At 43.5% G+C, this 15,191-nt stretch carries 16 protein-coding genes; 1 reads left to right on the top strand and 15 read right to left on the bottom strand.

The window, feature by feature from the left end:
• Positions 1-9: 9 nt before the first annotated feature.
• From pknB to NE257_RS06955, 11 genes are all read right to left on the bottom strand, one after another.
• Complete coding sequence (gene pknB, locus NE257_RS07005) at positions 10-2,151, bottom strand: Stk1 family PASTA domain-containing Ser/Thr kinase (RefSeq protein ID WP_251886086.1); 2,142 nt, start codon at positions 2,149-2,151, stop codon at positions 10-12.
• Positions 2,144-2,887 carry a Stp1/IreP family PP2C-type Ser/Thr phosphatase gene (locus tag NE257_RS07000; protein ID WP_040366336.1) on the bottom strand — a complete coding sequence of 248 codons (744 nt, stop codon included), beginning with the start codon at positions 2,885-2,887 and terminating at the stop codon, positions 2,144-2,146. The genes pknB and NE257_RS07000 overlap by 8 nt, the downstream gene beginning before the upstream one ends.
• Before the next feature lie 13 nt (positions 2,888-2,900).
• Complete coding sequence (gene rsmB / locus NE257_RS06995; protein ID WP_007207748.1) at positions 2,901-4,250, bottom strand: 16S rRNA (cytosine(967)-C(5))-methyltransferase RsmB; 1,350 nt, start codon at positions 4,248-4,250, stop codon at positions 2,901-2,903.
• A complete protein-coding gene (gene fmt, locus NE257_RS06990; RefSeq protein WP_251851926.1) occupies positions 4,243-5,187 on the bottom strand; it encodes a methionyl-tRNA formyltransferase in 945 nt (314 codons plus the stop codon). Before fmt ends, rsmB begins: the two co-directional genes overlap by 8 nt.
• A complete protein-coding gene (gene def, locus NE257_RS06985) occupies positions 5,180-5,671 on the bottom strand; it encodes a peptide deformylase (protein WP_251851925.1) in 492 nt (163 codons plus the stop codon). The genes fmt and def overlap by 8 nt, the downstream gene beginning before the upstream one ends.
• 14 nt (positions 5,672-5,685) lie before the next feature.
• Positions 5,686-8,085 (bottom strand): primosomal protein N', encoded by a 2,400-nt coding sequence (gene priA, locus NE257_RS06980; protein WP_007207751.1) that lies wholly within the window; start codon positions 8,083-8,085, stop codon positions 5,686-5,688.
• A gap of 134 nt (positions 8,086-8,219) precedes the next feature.
• Positions 8,220-8,525 (bottom strand): DNA-directed RNA polymerase subunit omega, encoded by a 306-nt coding sequence (rpoZ, locus tag NE257_RS06975; protein WP_007207752.1) that lies wholly within the window; start codon positions 8,523-8,525, stop codon positions 8,220-8,222.
• 4 nt (positions 8,526-8,529) lie between these two features.
• Positions 8,530-9,144 (bottom strand): guanylate kinase, encoded by a 615-nt coding sequence (gmk, locus tag NE257_RS06970; RefSeq protein ID WP_251886085.1) that lies wholly within the window; start codon positions 9,142-9,144, stop codon positions 8,530-8,532.
• A gap of 134 nt (positions 9,145-9,278) precedes the next feature.
• Positions 9,279-10,151, bottom strand: a complete 873-nt coding sequence (locus tag NE257_RS06965; protein ID WP_251854591.1) for a YicC/YloC family endoribonuclease — start codon at positions 10,149-10,151, stop codon at positions 9,279-9,281.
• Positions 10,152-10,163: 12 nt separating this feature from the next.
• Complete coding sequence (locus NE257_RS06960) at positions 10,164-10,382, bottom strand: YdbC family protein (RefSeq protein ID WP_251886084.1); 219 nt, start codon at positions 10,380-10,382, stop codon at positions 10,164-10,166.
• A gap of 23 nt (positions 10,383-10,405) precedes the next feature.
• Complete coding sequence (locus NE257_RS06955; RefSeq protein WP_251886083.1) at positions 10,406-11,116, bottom strand: class A sortase; 711 nt, start codon at positions 11,114-11,116, stop codon at positions 10,406-10,408.
• A 161-nt stretch (positions 11,117-11,277) separates the two neighbouring features.
• Between NE257_RS06955 and NE257_RS06950 the strand changes: the two genes are divergently transcribed.
• A complete protein-coding gene (locus tag NE257_RS06950; protein ID WP_007207758.1) occupies positions 11,278-12,039 on the top strand; it encodes a hypothetical protein in 762 nt (253 codons plus the stop codon).
• A gap of 55 nt (positions 12,040-12,094) precedes the next feature.
• On the opposite strand, the gene NE257_RS06945 is transcribed toward NE257_RS06950, so the two are convergent.
• From NE257_RS06945 to NE257_RS06930, 4 genes are all read right to left on the bottom strand, one after another.
• Positions 12,095-12,775: a serine hydrolase gene (locus tag NE257_RS06945; RefSeq protein WP_251886082.1), complete on the bottom strand. Its 681-nt coding sequence runs from the start codon at positions 12,773-12,775 to the stop codon at positions 12,095-12,097.
• A gap of 14 nt (positions 12,776-12,789) precedes the next feature.
• Positions 12,790-13,101 carry a hypothetical protein gene (locus NE257_RS06940; protein ID WP_251886081.1) on the bottom strand — a complete coding sequence of 104 codons (312 nt, stop codon included), beginning with the start codon at positions 13,099-13,101 and terminating at the stop codon, positions 12,790-12,792.
• A gap of 21 nt (positions 13,102-13,122) precedes the next feature.
• Positions 13,123-13,680, bottom strand: a complete 558-nt coding sequence (locus NE257_RS06935; RefSeq protein ID WP_251851919.1) for a DNA-3-methyladenine glycosylase I — start codon at positions 13,678-13,680, stop codon at positions 13,123-13,125.
• Between the two features lie 169 nt (positions 13,681-13,849).
• Positions 13,850-15,187 (bottom strand): FAD-binding oxidoreductase, encoded by a 1,338-nt coding sequence (locus NE257_RS06930; RefSeq protein WP_007207762.1) that lies wholly within the window; start codon positions 15,185-15,187, stop codon positions 13,850-13,852.
• Between the last annotated feature and the right edge of the window lie 4 nt (positions 15,188-15,191).

Raw genomic sequence — 15,191 nt, 5'->3', positions numbered from 1 at the left:
TTCAGCCTTTTATGGAATAGTAATTTGTTTTGCTTGATCGACTTGCTGGCTGACAACTTGCGTATTATTTCTCGTAATCGTGATTGTTGCTTTGTTATCACCACTAACGGTAATCGCAATCGCTTGAGTATAGTCATCAGAATCTTTGGTCAATGTCACTTCATTGACTTGACCAGTCGGATCGTCTGCCCCACTGATAGAGACTTTGATTACTTGCGTGTCCGCGCCATCTTTATCAAAAGCCGCAGTTAAATTAACAGTGAATGTCTTTTTCTCAGGCTCTTTGCCTTTAGATAAGACAACGGCGATTGCTGTTCCTTTTTTGGCTTCTTGATTCGTCTGATCATTACTTATGACAGATCCTTCTTTGACAGTATCGCTGTATTCTTCTGTCGTCGTCATGGTCAGGCCAAGATCACTTAAAGCTTTGGTTGCTTCGGCTTTCGTTTTACCAGTTAGGTCAGGAACTGTCACTTTTTCAATCCCACTACTAACAACAAGTGTCACAGTTGTTTCTCCTGGGATGGCTTGTTGTCCACTATTTGGACTTTGAGCAATGACATCCCCTTTATCTTGATCACTGTATTGGTAGGTGATATCTGGACTGGTAATGCCGATATCCGCTAGTGATTGAACGGCTAGACTACTCGTCATACCGACAAGGTTAGGAACCGTCACCGGCTCTTTTCCTTTACTTACGACAAAGGCGATCTTCGCTTCACTTGGTACGACTTTGTCATCTGTTGCAGGTGTTTGCGAGATGATTTTGCCACTGTCTACCTCATCGCTATATTCTTCCGTAGATGTAATATTCGCTTCGACAAACCCGAGGGCAATGAGTGCTTTTTTCGCATCTGCAACGGTCTGTTCCGTATAATCTTGCATGTCTACGGTATCTTTCCCAGTGGATATGTATAAGGTTACCCGGCTATTTTTTTTCACTTCTGTACCTATTTGCGGGTCAGTCCTTACAACGTTCCCTTTTTTTACTTCATCGCTAGAAACTTCTTTGGTTGTATTCCGAACATTTAAGCCTGCATTGGTCAGCTTTTCGACAGCAGCTGTTTGGCTAAGATTACTCACATCAGGTATGGTCACTTCTTGGCGCCCACTTGCATAGACCCAATACCCACCAGCTGTTAGCACAATCAATAAGACAATCAAAGGAAGAATCCACCAACGACGCTTGGGTTTCTTTTTGGTCGGCTGCTCCTTTACGACATCTTCAGGAACACCAGGTGCTTCGGGTACGACTTCTTCGACTGGTTCGATGGCGCGAGTTTCATCCAAAATCGGGACTGGTGACCATTTTGCTTCTTGGGCCCGATTGGCATCTAGTGACGTATACAAATCTGCTTGCATCTCTTCTGTCGTCTTGTAGCGATTGATTGGATCTTTCGCTGTCGCCTTTAACACAACATTCTCTAATGCTTGAGGGACTTGTTGGCTATAGATATGAATATCTGGCAATTCATCCTGGAAATGCTTCAGCGCAATCGTAACTGCTGATTCACCATCAAATGGTACCCGTCCGGTAATCATCTCATAAAGAATGATTCCCATCGCATAAATATCTGATTGATTGGTCGCCATGCTTCCACGTGCTTGTTCGGGTGAAAGATAATGCACAGAACCTAGCATCGAGTTCGTCTGGGTAATCGACGTCTCAGAGAGCGCAATGGCAATCCCAAAATCAGTGATTTTAACGACGCCTTCTTCGTTAATCAAAATATTTTGTGGCTTTAAATCACGATGGATAATGCGATGATGATGGGCTAAGGACATCGCTGATAAAATCTGATCCATAATATCGACGACTTTGTCATAGGCAATCGGATACTGTGTTTGGATATACCGTTTTAGATCCATTCCTTTGACGTATTCCATCACCAAATATTGTTGGCCGTCTTCTTCTCCAACATCATACACAGAGACGATATTCGGATGGACGAGCTCAGTAGCAGCCAGCGCTTCACGCTGAAAGCGGCGAATGGCTGCTTGATCATTTTGGAAGTCATAGCGTAAGACTTTGACCGCTACTTCGCGATCCAAAATCAAGTCGCGGGCTAAAAAGACATTTGCCATCCCACCACTACCGATATTGCCAATAATTAAGTAGCGGTCATTAATTTTTTTACCGATATCAAGCAATGACTTCACCTCCATAATGCAACAAGAGTGCCGTGATATTGTCTAGGCCACCGTATTCATTGGCACGGTCAATTAAGGCTTGCAACGCCGCGGGCATTGAGGGGCTTTCTTCAATAATCTGCGCCATTTCACCTTCTGTCACCATGTTTGTTAACCCATCTGAACACAACAATAAATAATCATCTTCTTGATAAAAATGGTTGGCCACATCAACCTCTAAGGTATTGGGCATGCCAATCGAGCGTGTCAGAACATTTTTACGTGGGTGGTTTACGGCCATCTCAGGTGAGATTTCTCCTGATTTGACTAGCTCATTCACTAGAGAGTGATCTTCTGTCAACTGAATCAATTGTCCTTCGCGCAACAAATAAATACGACTATCACCTACATAGGCAATAATAAATTGATCAGCTATACTTACGACAGCTACAATCGTTGTTCCCATGCCATTTAATTCGGCCCGTGACTCACCCAATTCTTTGATGACTTGATTCTCATCTTGGATGGTCTGAATTAACCATTTTGCAACTTCTTCACCGGTATCTACTTCTGCTTCTTGCCATTTTTTGCCAATGTCTTCGACTGTTTGCATACTTGCGACATCTCCGGCTTGGTGTCCACCCATCCCATCTGCCAATAATGCTAAAAGATAGCCTTGACGATTGTAATAGACTTGAGCGTAATCTTGGTTCGTATGCCGCTTTTGGCCAACATCACTTAAAAAACAGACTTCCATTCTTGTCACCTCGTTACTTCTTTTGTAAACAACTAATAAAGAATCCATCCGTATGGAATGCTTGCGGATAAATCGTTAACATATGATCTTTGATTGCTCCACGCACACTCTCTGATACGACGGGTTCGACCAATTCAAATTCTGGATGCTTCGCTAAGAAAGCAGCCACTACTTGCTCATTCTCTTCTTCCATGATTGTACACGTACTATAGACCATTCGTCCACCTGATTTCAAAGTGGGCGCAACACTTTCAAGGATACTTAATTGAATCTTAGGTAAATTGGTAAAATCTTGTGGTGTTTTCTGGTATTTGATATCTGGTTTGCGTCGAATTAAGCCAATACCCGAGCAAGGGGCATCGACTAAAATACGGTCGAATGTCTCCGGGGCAAATACTTCAGACACCTTGCGAGCATCTAATTGCTGCGCATGAACGACCGTTTCGACATGCAAGCGCATAGCATTTTCTTCAATCAAGGCTACTTTATGTGGATGAATATCTAAGGCACGTACTTCGCCACCCTTTTCAGCATCTAAGTAAGTCGCTATATGGGTCGTCTTGCCTCCCGGAGCAGCACAGGCATCTAAGACTTTATCTCCTGGTTCGATCGCTAGCATGGGAGCCACTAGCATAGAGCTTTCATCTTGGATTGTTAGCTGGCCGCGTGTAAATAATTCGCTACCGGCTAAAAAGCCTTTTTCTCCAACTAGACCAACTGGTGAAATCGCACTTGGCTGTGCCGTAATGCCTTCTGCAGCTAATGAGTCGAGCGCTTCTTGCATGGTGCAAACACGCGTATCGACACGCGCACTGACATGGCTTGGCTTCATCAAGGACGCGCCTAGCTCTGCTGTCGCTTCTAGGCCAATTTGTTTGACCAACGCTTGTACAAGCCACATCGGCAAACTATACGTGATGGATACACGTTCCATTGGCTCAGCAATTTGCTCCACATCTCGCACGCCGACTCGTTGCAATTGACGTAAGACACCATTTACAAATTGACCGACACCTACATTGCCGCGGTATTTGGCAATTTCTACTGCTTCATTAAAAATCGCATGACTAGGGACTTTATCCAGAAAATGCAGCTGATAGACCGACATACGCAATAAGACCTTGACCCATCTGTCGACTTTCTTCGCCTTTTTTAAAAACGGTGCTAAGTAATAATCCAAGCGCAACTGGTTACCGATTGTCCCATAGACGAGCTCTGTCAACAAGCGTGCGTCTTTTTCATTTAATTGTGTCGTGGCAATCGCCTCTTTAATGGCTAGATTGGAATACGCTCCACCTTTATCGACTCGTTCCAATAGGGTGAAAGCGATATAACGTACGGTCTTAGTGACTGTTTTACTCACCTAATCGTTCACCTACCTGTACACTTTGGCCACTGCCATTCAAGAAGCTAGCAATTGTTTGTTCGCCTTTACCTGCTGGTTTTAAGCGTAATAGATGAAGCACCGTGCCCTCGCCACAAGCAATCGCCAAAATGGTTTTGGTTTTTTCGATAATTGTTCCCGGCGTTGCCGTTGTTTTTTTCACTTGTGGTTGCACGTCTACAATTTTCCAGCGCGCTCCTTCGTACGTCGTAAAGGCGACTGGCCATGGACGCATGCCCCGCACTTGGCAGTCAATTTGATGGGCTGTTTTTTGCCAATCAATCGCCTCTTGTTCGCGAGTAATATTTGGTGAAAAAGTCACTTCTTCCTCATTTTGAGGGATTGGTTGCAATGCACCAGATAATAATGTTGGCAAGGTGCGTAACAACAACTCTTTGCCCAATAAACTTAATTTATCAAACATCGTGCCGACATCATCGGTTGAGGTAATTGGTAAGCTTTCTTGTGCGTAGATTCCACCAGCATCCATCTTTTTGATCATTTCCATGATGGTGACACCCGTTTCTTGTTCACCTTCAATAATGGCATAATGAACCGGTGCACCACCGCGATATTTGGGTAGCAATGACGCATGGACGTTGATGGCGCCGTGGGTAGGAGCTTGTAGCAAGCGCTCTGGTAAAAATTGCCCATAAGCGGCCGTCACCAACAAATCAGGCGCCAGCGCAATCAGCTGCTCGAGTTCTTGTGAGCCGGAGAGTTTTTCTGGTTGCAAGACCGGAATACCTAGCTTAAGTGCGGCTTCCTTGACTGGTGTCGGTTGCACGATTTTCTTGCGGCCAACTGGTCGGTCAGGTTGGGTCACTACTGCTACTATTTCGTAACCTTGTTCACTTAATCCTTCTAAAATAGGGACTGAAAACGCCGGTGTGCCCATAAAGATTAGTTTAGTCATGTTCATGCTCCTCATAATAGTTTTCAAGTTCTTCTTCTGGAATGGCTTCTAGTACTTTATCTGTAAACAATACCCCATTCAAATGATCAATCTCATGTTGGATGGCACGGGCTAAATACCCATAAGCCGTCACTTCCATCTCATCGCCTTCACGGTCATAATAACGCACCGTAATTTCTTCTGCTCGTTCTACTGTACCAAAGACGTGCGGAATACTTAAGCAGCCTTCTACAAAGACACTCTTGCCTTTGCGATCGATAATTTGAGGATTAATTAAGTCAAACCGATCATTTTCATCGACCTCAACCACCGCCATCTGCAAATTTTTGCCAATCTGCGGTGCTGCTATTCCCACACCATCATGGGCCAGCATCGTCTCATACATATCATCTAATAAGTCAACTAACTCATCGGTCAGCTCTTGAATTTCTTGGTTTGGCTTTCTCAGTTGTTCATCTGGTTGAATAATAATTGGGTATCGCATGGTGCGCTCCTTTTTTAAATAAACGAAAGTGGTTCTTTATCAATCGAAAGAAACAATCCATTTCTTTGGTCGACTTGGCTACGTTCCAATAATTCTTTCAGATAGCTAGCCAGCTGAGGCTCTCGTTTGTATTTGATGATAATTTGATAGTAGTAGCGGTTTTTGATGCGCATAATCGCATGTGGTGTAGGGCCGAGAATTTTGGCTTGTGGACTAAGCACCTGCTCGACTTCTCGAAAGACCTGGTACATCTTGCGTGCTGCTGGTTCTTCTTGTTCATGACTGGCGACAATCTTGACTGTAAAATAATACGGCGGATAGTCACTCTGATGACGAAGATGCATCTCTTTTTGATAAAATGCTTCATAATTTTGCTGCTGCGATAAGACAATCGCGTGATGCTCAGGGTTAAACGTCTGGATAATTACTTCTCCTGGCTTTTGCGCTCTTCCCGCACGACCACTGACTTGGGTCAATAGCTGAAACGTCCGCTCACTTGCACGAAAATCAGGTAAATTCAACGATGTATCGGCATTTAATACGCCGACTAGCGTAATATCTGGAAAGTCCAATCCTTTGGCAATCATTTGCGTACCTAATAAAATCGAAGCTTTCTTTTCCGAAAACGCTCGTAAAATTCGCTCGTGCGCGCCTTTTTTCCGCGTCGTATCGACATCCATTCTTAAAACAGAGGCCTCGGGGAATAATTGGAGTAGCTCTTCTTGTACTTTTTGTGTACCGGTCCCGTAGTAGCGTATCTTGTCACTGCCACAGCTAGGGCATTGATGCGGGATGCGCTCTTCATGCCCACAGTAATGGCAACGCATTGTTTTGGTATCCATATGCAAAGTTAACGAGATGTCACAGTTTGGACAAGGTAAGACAAAGCCACAATCACGACACATAACAAACGATGAATACCCTCTACGATTTAGCATCAAGACGACTTGTTCTTCTTTCTCGAGACGGTCGTGAATCTTTTCTTGTAAGACGCGTGAGAAAGTGGTCGTATCTTTGCGTATGATTTCTTGTTTCATATCTATAATGGCGACACTTGGTAGGAGTGCGTTGGGATTGCCTCGTTGACTTAATTGTAAAAAGTGATAGACATCTTTTTGCGCACGGGCCCGTGACTCTAAAGACGGCGTAGCACTTCCTAAGATGACTGGACAGTGATGGTACTTGCTGCGCCAAAGAGCCAAATCTCGCGCATGGTAGCGCGGTGTTTCTTCTTGCTTGTAGCTAGACTCATGCTCTTCATCGACAACAATCAAGCCGATATCTTCTAATGGCGCAAACACCGCCGATCTAGCACCGACGACGACTTGGGCTTCTTTGCGTTCGATTTTGCGCCACTCGTCATACTTTTCTCCTTGCGAGAGACCGCTATGTAAGACTGCAACAGCTTCGCCAAAACGACCTTTGAAGCGCTCGACCATTTGAGGTGTCAAGGCAATTTCGGGTACGAGCATCATCGCCGTTTTGCCTTTTTTTAAGACACTGGCGATCGCTTGCAAATACACTTCTGTTTTCCCGCTACCTGTAATGCCTTCAAGTAAAAACGTTTGACTCTGACCTTCCGCTTGCTCGCACGCTTTGAGCGCAGCTTCTTGCTCAGCATTTAATTGTAAAGGGGAAGAGGGCGCAAATGAACGATTGGCATAAGGATCACGGTAGCGCTCTTCTTCCTCTATTCGTAACCACCCCTCTTTGGCTGCCTGATTGATCACAGCACGAGAGATTCCTTCATCTAGATACTCTTGCAACTTACGCTTAGGCACTTGCGTCAAGCGCTCCAGTAGCTGCACTTTGCGGGTGGCACCTTTACGAATAGACTGGACAAATTGTTGGTAATTCTCTGCCGTAACGGTCGAATACACCATCTTTATGGCTTGTACGCGGTTTTGTTTTTTAACCAAATACTGGATATCAAGTATGCCGGCTTGTCGTAATTTTTGGATGGCCGCGATGCCCATTTGTTGGATGGCTTCTTCATACGGCACCACTCCTTGCGCAAAGAACTCTTGCCACTCTTTTGGCAATGCACTAGGCACAAGCACTTGGATTTGCTTGTCGTATTTAGCCTTTAGCACACTCGGTAACATGGTCTGTAGACAAGTAATTTTAAATGAAAATGTCTCTTCTTTCATATAATCAGCTAGCGCCAATAATTCTTGGTTCAAGACTGGTGTGACGTCAAGGGGTCGGATGAGTTCTTTTAATTCATGTTCTGACTCTTGTAGCTGAGTGAGCTCGACCACAAAGCCTTGGATATGTCGATTGCCATTGCCAAACGGTACTTCGACCCGCATGCCTGGCTCAATCACCGTAAGCATTTCTTCTGGAATCAAATAAGAAAACGGCTGATCGGTTTGCATTGTTGGTACATCGACAATGACTTGCGCAATATTCATTTCCTTATCCCTCCTTGCTTACTCGCAGCTTTATTTTACTAGAAAATACTCAGTTTGTCTGTAACACAACCCAAGGACACGATGCGACAAAAAAAGAATGGACAGAGTATGATTGCTCACTCTGCCCCCACCTGTTATAGTTTTTGTTCTTGTTTGATGCGCTTTTCTAAGTCTTTTTGCTCTAGCTCTTTTTTGGCTTTTTGTTCTTCAGCTTCTAATTTCAAGCGTGCTCGTTTAACTTCTGGATGAGGATCAACGACAACTGTCTCTGCATCAATCTCTTCTAGTGCTTGCCCGACACTTTTTACAGAATCAAATTTTTCTAAGGTCGCTTGGGCGCCAGCATCTAATTCATGCGCGCGCTTGCTCGCTAAGATAACTAATGAATACTTTGAGTTCACTTGATTTAACAGTGAATCAATGGAAGGTTTTAACATCATACTCTTACAACTCCTCTAACATTTTTCTATATTTACCAATGACTCGATTGACCCGAAAATGCTCTGTGGCGATGATTTCTTTCACACGCTTCACAGCTTTAGGGACTTCATCATTTACAACCGCATAATCATACAACGCCATCATTTCAATCTCTTCTCGTGCCACACGCATGCGCTCATCAATGACTTCCATCGCATCTGTTCCACGTCCAACAATCCGTGAGCGTAACTCGCTCAAGTCTGGGGGTGTTAAAAAGATAAAGACACCATCTGGCACTTTTTCTTTTACTTGCTTTGCACCTTGGACTTCAATCTCTAAAAAGACGTCCTTGCCTTCATCTAGCGTCTTTTGTACATAAGACAAAGGAGTACCGTAATAATTACCGACATACTCTGCATACTCTAGCATCTCATCTGTGGCAATCAATTCCTCAAACTCTTCTCGTGAGCGGAAATAATAATCGACACCTTCCGTTTCGCCATCCCGCATCTTACGCGTTGTCATCGAAATCGAATATTGAAAATCATTGTCCTCGCTATCAAAGATGGCCTTTCTTACTGTACCTTTGCCAACTCCTGATGGTCCAGACAAAACAATTAATAACCCTCGTTCAGTCATAACGACGCCCTCTCAATAAAAAAATCTACTTAACGTCTATTGTGCACTTTTTTTGTGAAAGTTTCAAGTTTATCTTGAAAATAGCATTAAAAAGAACAATTTTTTCTTTATTCCTGCGTTGGTTCAGCCACGCCTTATTCGACATTTTGGACTTGCTCGCGCATCTTTTCAATAATGGTTTTTAATTGGACGACAGCATTTTTAATCACCATCGCTGTCGATTTTGAGCCAATGGTATTGACTTCTCGGTTCATTTCTTGAATCAAAAAGTCTAGTTCACGTCCCACCGGCTCGGTCTTCTCTAGTAATTGCTCTAGCTTCACAAGATGCACCGTAAGCCGGTCCAATTCTTCATGAATGTCCCCACGCTCAATCAATACGGCAATTTCTGTCAGTAAGCGTGCTTCATCGACTTCATTCAGATAGTCGCTGATTTTTTTCGTCAAGCGCTCTTGATACTCTTGCTCATACGTCTGATAAAACCCTTTTAACTCGGCTAATGTCGCATTCAGTGCAACCTGTTGTTCTGATAAAACATTCTTTAATAGTTGTCCTTCTTGCAAGCGACTAGCTACGACTGCTTGTAAAGCCTGCTCAAAAGTCGCTAACACATCGGGCACAAAACCAGACAATGCTTGCTCTTGCAACGTAAAAAATTGCTCCTGCACCAAAAGTGATTGGATTAATGGCTCTTTGGCAAGCACTACGCCAAAACGTATTTGACTCTCAGCTTCTACTTCATTGACAATTGCTGTAATTGTATCCCAGTCTATCCGCACTTCTTTGGCTCTTGGCACAAGATCAGTGAGCGTCACAAAGACTTCCACACGCCCTCTTGTCAGGTAGGTAGTCAGTACTTTTCTTAGCAAATGCTCTGATTCATTCAGTACTCGTGGCATGCGAAATTGCGTATCTAAAAAACGTTGATTGACTGTCTTTATTTCAATATCAATCTGCACTTGGCCCGTCTGTACTTGTGCTTTGCCAAATCCGGTCATACTTTTCATGATTCACCCTCATTACATAGTTGTGAGTATTTTTTTCAGTTCTACTAATTCTTCATTGGCTAGTGTGATGCCTTTGCCCATCTTTTCATGGTTCGGGGCCCAATCACGTAAATCAAACTTCGGCGGCCGACCATTCCAACTGACCAAATTCAATTCCTTTTGCCATCCTTTTGCGTTGGTTGACACCACGCCGATTTCTTCTACAATTTCATAACGAAATTCATCTGCCATTTTGCTCACTCCCACTCATTTGATTAATACGTTTTTTGCGCCATTTCAAAAGCAGCTAACATGTCTTTCGTTGCGTCAGCGATCGCAGTCGTTGCTTCTAATTCACCTTGGACGACAATGCGCGTCTCACCCGTCAACTCTCCACAAGTAATCAATGTGAGGATCTTTTTATTCGGAACGTCATCAAGGACTTCGACTTGTGTTGGTTGAATCCGATCCTTTCGATAGACTCGATAGGTATAGATTGTTTTCAAATCCGTTAAGTAAACGACTGCACCTGTCTCTACTTGATCCAATGAGGTGAATAATAAGTCTTGGCGATCCGTCCGATGACTAGCCAACGCATAATTCCCCTCACCCATTTGCTGTGACGGACTAAACGTGCCCGCTCCATAGAGAAGCGCTTCATTGGAGACACCTTTAAAAATTGGTAAATCAATCGAGACACTCGGAATCGCCACGCCTCCAATGACGGGCAAGGCTTTATTCGATAGCTGTGCCTCTAAGACCGCTTGCGTGCTGATGGGTTGGACCGCATCAAAATCAAAGGAAGCCTCTTTTTTTTCGTTCTTTTCAATGGTCGCTTGGGAAACGTTAGTCAACTCATACTGAGCAGTACGTTGCGCCATAAAAAACGAGCGAATTTGATTATTAAATACTAATGCTAAACCGATGAGCAGTAACAAAAGCAATGCTAGATTCACCAGCCAATTTTTGATGCGCCCCAGTTTCATAATCAGTCACCTCTTGTTCATGATACCATGCTTATGACAAAAAAGTAAGATTACAAAGATTGCTGAAACAAGTGAACTGTTGTAACCTAATTTTAACGAACAAACTGAGGATTTTGTTGTAAAATAAACTAAGGATAGTACGCAATGAAAGGGGAAGACGAATGGATCAAACAGTATATGTTCACATTGATACAACCAGTAACGTCGTGGTTACACGTGGCATCAATGCAAAAGATTTCCACTTAGGTGTCGTCCACCCCCCAAAGAACTTATTACTGCTTAATCCTGCAACGGAATACGGCGATTATGAGACACATACTGGCCTGAAGATTATTCGCGGTGCCGGTGCGGTCGATCGTTACGCGCGATTGGTTACCAAAGGGCGCATGAATGAGGAAAATAAATGGATTGATTTCACTGACGTATCCATGCTAAAAGAGCTGTCTCCTCTTGAAATTTCGGAGCTGCTTTATTTTGGCCACATGCGCAATCACCTCCACTCACCTTTTTTCTATAAATTGCAAAATAATTTTGTTTACTTCGATTTGCCACACGACGTCGCTCGGGTGTATTACCGTTATTTGGATGAGTTTTATCATATTTTAGCCGGTCGCATCAAGCAGTTAGCCATCGCGCGCATGAATGAGAAGCGTTCATTCTTTAAGCGCGCGACAACTCTGGATAATTTGCCTGTTGATTTATTAAAGAATTTAAGAGAGCCGATGAAAGAGGGGATGATTTTTTGTTTTCATCAGCTCACACAAGATTCGAAAGTATTGTGCATCCCTCTTTTCATTGCTGAAGAAGAGCTTGCAGCCTCGCCCACCATTGCAAGCGACATGACTATTGGTAGATTATGCTATCATTTTGACACGCATACTTGGTCATTGGATTTAGAAGAAGAGAACTTATTATTCATTTAAAAAAAACCAGAACGTCCAAAAGTTTGAGATACAACTTTTGGACGTTCTGGTTTTTTTACTTATCTGATGAGGAAAGCACACTGTTTGTCTGCTCTGTCAGAGCTTCAATCAAGGTTTGCCCCTCTTCAAACGTTGTATTTTCTTTCGTCAAGATAGCAATCAAATACGACTCGTCATCGCCTAATTCGACCTTCCCGATGCTATTAACCATCCAGCCGTCCTCATCTTGTAACCAACCATTCTTCAAATAATAATTGGTCGCTCCTTGACTAATACCCCAAGCTTGATCTGCCGAGATAGTATTCATTAATGACTGCAAATAGTCTTGGCTATTCGTCGTTAAGTAGTCCGCTGTCCCAAAAATTGTCGACAGAAGCTTAATTTGATCTTCGGCTGTGGTCTGTGTGTAGCCCCAGGCATCTGCATTGGCCGTTGTGTCATTCATATCTAATGCTTGATACGTTGACGATAGACTACTATAGCCGCCCAAATCATTGGTTAATAACGATGTGGCTGCATCGTTGTCACTATTTTCAATCATAGCCGTCAGCAAATTAGCTTGTGTCGTCGATAGCGTTGTTTGCGTAGTGCCATTATTATGTAAGAGTTGTGCTGCAATACTGACTTTAACAATACTTGCCGTAGAAAAGGTACTGTCAGTCGTCGTATAAGAAACCTCTTGTCCATCAGCATTTAAGATGGCAATTGAATATTGACTCGTATACTCTTGGCCCACAGACTGCCATGCTGCTAGTAATTGTTTCTTAAGAGCAGCTTTTTTGGCTGCTTTTTTTTTTCTGCTGCTGATCCACTAGTTGTTGTCGTTTCATTGTTCGTAAATAAATCAGACAGTGTCGAAGAAACCACCGTCGTGCTCTTGACTGTCACACCGATCAAGCTAAGAAGTAATCCTAGGAAAAAGATATGTCGCAAACGCTTCTTTGACTGCTTCCATAAAAACCAACTAATCATTGCTAACACTAGTAAGACAGGAATCAGCCAGTGCTGTGTATCACTCGTTGTAAAAATCGACCCCAGCAAAACTTCTCCTATCCTATTCATTCGTATCCCTCACTTTCATGGCTATTCTAGCCGTTTCATTTTACAGAGATTCTCATGGTCATCTACTAACCCGACAGCTTGCATGAAAGCATAAACTGTTTTGGCACCAACAAATTGAAATCCCTTTGCTTTTAACTCTTGGCTAATCACGTTTGACAGCTCCGTCTCAGCTGGAATAGCTCCTGCATCCTCAATATCATGGATGATTGGTGTTTGCTTTACAAATGACCAAATATACTGATCAAACGAACCGTAACTAGCTTGAATGGCTAATACCAATCGAGCATTGTGACGGATGGCTTCTATTTTTTTACGATAGCGAATCACCGCTGGATCGTGCATCATTTTCTGTATATCTGCCGGTTGCATCAAAGCAACTTTTTCTATCTGCCAGTCAAAGAAACTCGTCGTTAAGGCCGCTCTTTTTTTAAGTACGATGGCCCAGCTCAAGCCAGCTTGAAAGATTTCAAGTGATAAGGACTCAAATAATTTTTGATCCTCGTGTACCGGTCTTCCCCATTCTTCATCATGATAGGCCCGTAGTTGTTCTGACCCTTGTGCCCATTTGCAACAATCCATCATCCTCGCTCCCTTCATTTTTGAAAGGATACCAGACAATCACTTATAGGTGAATTAAAAGCTTTTTTTCTTAAATAAACCATAAAAAGACCATCCGAAAGTTGAAAAAATAACTTCCAAATGGTCTGGTCTTTTTAAGCTGAAGACTTCTTTCTCAGCCTCTTCTATCTTATTTATCCGTGATATCAAATATTTTACCTGGATTTAGGCGATTTTGTGGATCCAACGCTTGCTTAAGTTGGCGCATGACTTGTAATTTAACAGGGTCGATTGCCTCTTTAAAGTACGGCTTTTTCAATAAACCAATCCCGTGCTCAGCAGAAGGAAGCCCTCCTCGCTTGGCCACTTCTTGATAAATTTGGTGTAAAACCACCGCCAAGCGCTCTTCCCATTCTTCTTGGGGTAAGCCTTCTCGTAACAAACAAATGTGAATGTTGCCATCGCCTGCATGACCAAAGAAGACTGCCCGTAAATTGGATTGCAGGCATACAACTCTTAGACGTTTAATTGTAGCAGTAATTTGATTAATCGGCACGACCACATCCAATGGCTCTTGCTGAGTCACATGCTCGATACCGGCACCGATTGCACCACGCAAACGCCAGATGCGCTGTGCTTGCTCTTCTCTTAATGGTTGAAACGATTGCTTCTTCATTTTCGCACTCGCATCACTTAGTTGCGTCAATTGTTGCGCGACACTTTCTTCATCTGAGCCATCAAGTGTCAACAATAAGAAACACTCGCCCTCAATTTCAAGAAAGTCTTCGGCTAGAAATCGTTCCGCATATCGAATGGCCTCTCGATCAAAAAACTCCAATGCTGCTGGCTGCAATGAAGAACCTAGAATTTGATAAACAACTGGTGCCAAATCATCCAACTGTTCAAAGCCAATGACGACACTCACCTTGGCTGCTGGTTTTGGTCGCAATTTTAGTCCTAATTCAGTAATGACTCCTAGTGTACCTTCCGAGCCAATAAATAAATCCTTCAAGTCATAACCAGAACTATCTTTGTTGTTTAGACTGCCGACTGCTAGCTTGCTGCCATCTGCAAGAAAAACCACCATGCTCCGAATATTCTCACGCGTGACACCATACTTCACGGCACGCATCCCGCCAGCATTAGTCGCTGCTGTCCCACCAATTGTGGCTTGCTTGGATCCAGGGTCGGGCGCATAAAAATAAGGCGTTGGCTCAAGATAGTCTTGAATCTCGGCCAAGGTCACACCCGACTGGACATGTAGCGTCAGCGTCTCTTCATCTAATGCCAAGATGTTGCGATAGTGTTCAAGTGACAACAACCATTCACCTGTCTGCGGGAAGGTCGCACCCGTCAACCCAGTAGAAGCACCGACTGTAATGACGGATTGTTTTTGAGCAGCTGCTTGCTTTAAATAGTCAGCAATCGCTGCTTCCGTCTCAGGGAAGGCAATCTTTGCCGCTCTTCCTTTTTCACCAGTCACACGATGCGTAATATATTTTTCTGGCACAGTATGTGTATCATTCATACCG

Origin of the sequence: Enterococcus italicus, from assembly GCF_023743875.1 — a bacterium.
GTDB lineage: Bacteria > Bacillota > Bacilli > Lactobacillales > Enterococcaceae > Enterococcus_G > Enterococcus_G italicus.
Note: the sequence above shows the minus strand (reverse complement) of the source record. Positions and strands in the feature narration are given on the sequence as shown.

Coding starts and splice junctions, on each gene's coding strand:
- NE257_RS07000 (WP_040366336.1), bottom strand. CDS start 2,887: ATGGAAGTCTGTTTTTTAAGTGATGTTGGCCAAAAGCGGCATACGAAC.
- fmt (WP_251851926.1), bottom strand. CDS start 5,187: ATGACTAAACTAATCTTTATGGGCACACCGGCGTTTTCAGTCCCTATT.
- def (WP_251851925.1), bottom strand. CDS start 5,671: ATGCGATACCCAATTATTATTCAACCAGATGAACAACTGAGAAAGCCA.
- priA (WP_007207751.1), bottom strand. CDS start 8,085: ATGAATATTGCGCAAGTCATTGTCGATGTACCAACAATGCAAACCGAT.
- rpoZ (WP_007207752.1), bottom strand. CDS start 8,525: ATGATGTTAAAACCTTCCATTGATTCACTGTTAAATCAAGTGAACTCA.
- gmk (WP_251886085.1), bottom strand. CDS start 9,144: ATGACTGAACGAGGGTTATTAATTGTTTTGTCTGGACCATCAGGAGTT.
- NE257_RS06965 (WP_251854591.1), bottom strand. CDS start 10,151: ATGAAAAGTATGACCGGATTTGGCAAAGCACAAGTACAGACGGGCCAA.
- NE257_RS06960 (WP_251886084.1), bottom strand. CDS start 10,382: ATGGCAGATGAATTTCGTTATGAAATTGTAGAAGAAATCGGCGTGGTG.
- NE257_RS06955 (WP_251886083.1), bottom strand. CDS start 11,116: ATGAAACTGGGGCGCATCAAAAATTGGCTGGTGAATCTAGCATTGCTT.
- NE257_RS06950 (WP_007207758.1), top strand. CDS start 11,278: ATGGATCAAACAGTATATGTTCACATTGATACAACCAGTAACGTCGTG.
- NE257_RS06940 (WP_251886081.1), bottom strand. CDS start 13,101: ATGAATAGGATAGGAGAAGTTTTGCTGGGGTCGATTTTTACAACGAGT.
- NE257_RS06935 (WP_251851919.1), bottom strand. CDS start 13,680: ATGGATTGTTGCAAATGGGCACAAGGGTCAGAACAACTACGGGCCTAT.
- NE257_RS06930 (WP_007207762.1), bottom strand. CDS start 15,187: ATGAATGATACACATACTGTGCCAGAAAAATATATTACGCATCGTGTG.